Here is a 3,641-nt window from a genome sequence, read left to right as displayed (position 1 = left end):
CGTAGCCGGCAAACTCGTTCATGGTAGCGACCGGTGTCCAAAGATCCGACGCCCATGATCGCAGGAAGACCTCGGTTTTTCAACTGAGGGGCCGCCGCTATACATAGATCGCCGGAGCTAACATGAGTAACTTCTTAGTGAACCGTTCCTAGGGGCGCGTGGGACTTGGTCATCGTTACGGCCAGTGGCGCCTTTCTCATCTTCCTCTGCGCCTCCGCGTCTCTGCGTGAGTCATGATGTCTCACGCAGAGGCGCCGAGACGCAGAGCGATCTACCGTGCCGGTGGAGTGACCCGCGTACTCGTTCCCACGCTCTGCGTGGGAATGCAGCCCCGGACGCTCTGCGTCCCGAGACCGGTTCAGTGCAGACGGCGAGCCGCGGCGCTTTCGCGACGTTGAGCGTCGCCGGAGGCATTCCCACGCGGAGCGTGGGAACGAGAAGACGCTCCGCGTGGGAACGAGACGGTACCTCGAATCCCAAGTTGTGGTTCTTGACATAGGTTAACTCGTAGACCATCTGGGATGGGCGCACGTCCCCGGTATGCGCCAGGTCGAGGTCGACCGTTTCGCCGATGATGCCCGCGTTCTGGGTCTTGGTGGCGCCGACCAGCTCGGGTGTCAACTCCAGCACCGAGTCTTCATTGAACTCGGCGGTCAGTCGCTCCTGCGGTAATTCGGTGCGATAACCGGCGACGCGGGGGAAGCGGATTTCGAGCGCATCGCGCTCGGGCCGGATGGCCTTGACCTGGATCGTCTCGCGCGGCGGCTGGGGCGGTGCCACCACGGGCTTGGCGTTGAAATCGAAGGGGATGCCCAGGACATCGGCGTATTCGACATTGAAGAGCCCCTCTTCGTTCAGGTCGTAAGACTGGCGGCGCAGTGCCCGGCCGATGACCTGCTCGCACAGGAGTTGGGTGCCGAAGGCACGCACCCCCAGGACATGGGTGACGGTGTTGGCGTCCCAACCCTCGGTGAGCATGGAGACGGAGACGACGCAGCGGATGTCGGCGCCGAGTCGGCCGGGCTTGCCGACGGTGTTCATGACCTCGCGCAGCAGCGTCACGTCATCGAGCACCTTGCCGCCTTGCAGTTCATCGGCCGCTTTGCCGCCGCGTTCCATGATCTCGCGGCGGAAGCGCTCGATCTCATCCGCGGCCATGGCGCGGAAGTTGTCATCCAGGGCCTCGCCGGACTCCAGTTGTTCGCTGTCGATCAGCAGGGTGCGGGGCCGCGGGAGTGCATTGCCGTGCGCGTCGTGGTTGCGGAACAGGGGCAGGCGACCGTGTACCAAGTCGGTGGTGCCATCCGGCTGCGTGCGGTCGAAACCGGCGATGTAGTCGTACACCAGTTTGGAGGCGGAGGTGTTGTTGCAGACGACGATGAAGCAGGGCGGGGAGGCAACCCCGGCCTCGGACCAGAGGGCGAAGGTCTTCTCATAGTGCCCGTAGAGGGCTTCCAATGCGGTTTGCAGTTGGGTCGGCAGGTCCAGCGGATTCAGCGATTCGGCCTTGCCGCGCCCTTTCTTGGGCATCTTGGCGCGGATGTGCTCCCAGAGGTTGCGGAACATGGGCATCTCGCCGCCCGGGATATTGTCGGCGACGGGTACCCGCGGCAGCTTGACGATGCCGCACTCGATGGCGTCCATCAGCGAGAAGTCGCTGAGCGTCCAGGGGAAGAGGGTACCCTCGGCATAGCCGGAGCCGCGCAGGAAGAAGGGGGTGGCTGAGAGGTCGAAGACGCGGGCCAGGCCCAGGTTGCGGTTGACGGCCTCCAAGCCTGAAATCCACAGGCGGGCGGCCTCGTTGTTCTTCTCAGCCTCCTTCTTGTCATCTCCCTTCAGGTCCCCTTCCAGATCGCCGTTGGGTTTTTCCCGGTAGCAGTGATGGGCCTCGTCATTGATTGCCAAAATGTTCTTCAGCCTCATCAGGTCGGGCATGACCCGCTGGAGCATCTGCCCCTCGGTCTCCAGGTGCTCAAGGAATCGGCTCTCCGCCTTGCCGAGTTGGGGCGCGACCTCGGTCAACCAGATGGCGGTCTCGATGGCCTCGATCTGGCAATTGAGGATCGGCCGGTCGAAAAACGGGTTGCTCACTACCAGGTTTCCGTGTTCCCCGGCGTGAGTCGGACCGCGTGATGTTCCGGGGGGAAACCCGCCGCGCGGTAGCCGCGGAAGCGCTCCCGGGCGGCGGTGCGCACCGCGGGGTCCTGGTCCACTGGCTCGCAGATTCGCGCGAAGCGGCTGAAGAAGGGCGGGGTCTCCAGGGCCAGGTTGATCAGGACCTGGTGTTCGTTCACCGCCGATCCATCCAGTCCGATCAGGACCGGGGTGAGTGCCGGGTCGCTCTGGCCCACCAAGCCATGGGGGATGAAACTCTCTTGGCGGAAGGTCCAAAGCAGTCGGTCCAGGTGTCGCGCTGCCGCCGCGTCCGGGCAGTGGATCAGCACGCGCAGTGACTGCGCGCGGCTGCGCTCCACCAGTCGGCAGGTGAGCAGGTAACGGTCACCAGGGCTGTCGGGCTCCAGGGTGTAGAAGTCGATGCGCGGCATTGTCCTAGTGGCGTGGCGAGTGGGCAGTGGGCAGTGTATCGCTTACGTCGCCGCGCGTCCTGTCGGCCCTGACGGGCGCACCTGCCAGGCAGTCATGCCACCGCCTCCCAGCCGAGCGCGTTGACGATGCACTGGAAGTCCGCCCCTGGGGGTGCCGTGATCGTCAGTGACTCACCGCTGTGCGGATGGATGAGCTGCATCGCGGTGGCTGCGAGCAGCAGGCGCTGGTTGCCGAAGCGATCGCGAAAGAACTGGTTGTGGCGGCCGTCGCCATGCGTGGTGTCGCCGACGACCGGATGGAAGATGTGCTTCATGTGACGACGGATCTGATGCTTACGGCCGGTTTTCGGTTGCAGCTCGATGAGCGAGTAACGTGCGGTGCCGTGCTGGCCAACGGGATGCTGCAACTCGACCGTGGCAAGGCGCTGGTAGTGGGTGATCGCTTGCTGGGGGGCCTTGTCTGGGTCGGCGAGCGCGTCCGCGATCTTATCGAGTTCCTCGCGTAGGGCATAGTCGATCACGCCGGCCTGATCCGTGTAACCACGCACGATGGCGCGGTAGGTCTTCTGCACTCTCCCCGCGGTGAACTGTGCGGTGAGCGCGCGGGCGGTCGCCGGGTCGAGGGCGAACACCAGTATGCCGGAGGTGGGCTTATCGAGGCGATGCACCGGATAGACGCGCCGGCCGAGCTGGTCGCGCACCAGTTGCAGCGCGAAGCGTGTCTCGTGCTTGTCGATGAGACTGCGGTGAACGAGCAAGCCGGACGGCTTGTGTACCGCGATCATGACGTCGTCCAGGTACAGGATTTCCATGGGCACCAAGTATACCCTGTGGCACCCAGGTCAGGACCGGCCCGGCGCTGGGAATGCGCCGCCGCACCAGCGGCAGGGCCTTCTTCGAGTTCCGCGGCCCGCCGGGCACGGGTAGGCGCGTGGTGAGCCAGCGGGCCAGGCGAGGATCATCCCTTGGTCCTGTCAACCCAAAGTAGAAATGTCCCCTATTCCGCAAAGTAGAGATGTCCCCTGTTGGCGGGGGCAGGGGGCGAGATGCAGGGGAGGGGCCGCCGGGTCGGCGGGCCAGACGTAAGGAGCCCGT

The 3,641-nt window shown here is 64.8% G+C and carries 2 protein-coding genes and 1 pseudogene; all 3 read right to left on the bottom strand.

The features are described from left to right. Window positions 1-498: 498 nt before the first annotated feature. Window positions 499-2,055, bottom strand: a pseudogene (locus tag QZX93_RS16580) (restriction endonuclease); the annotation flags it as partial. 35 nt (window positions 2,056-2,090) lie between these two features. Further along, window positions 2,091-2,546: a DNA polymerase III subunit chi gene (locus QZX93_RS16575; RefSeq protein WP_295386622.1), complete on the bottom strand. Its 456-nt coding sequence runs from the start codon at window positions 2,544-2,546 to the stop codon at window positions 2,091-2,093. Window positions 2,547-2,638: 92 nt separating this feature from the next. After that, window positions 2,639-3,358 (bottom strand): tRNA pseudouridine(65) synthase TruC, encoded by a 720-nt coding sequence (gene truC, locus QZX93_RS16570; RefSeq protein WP_295386626.1) that lies wholly within the window; start codon window positions 3,356-3,358, stop codon window positions 2,639-2,641. Between the last annotated feature and the right edge of the window lie 283 nt (window positions 3,359-3,641).

The sequence above is a fragment of the uncultured Thiodictyon sp. genome (assembly GCF_903946935.1).
In the GTDB taxonomy this organism is placed as follows: Bacteria; Pseudomonadota; Gammaproteobacteria; order Chromatiales; family Chromatiaceae; genus Thiodictyon.
Note: the sequence above shows the minus strand (reverse complement) of the source record. Positions and strands in the feature narration are given on the sequence as shown.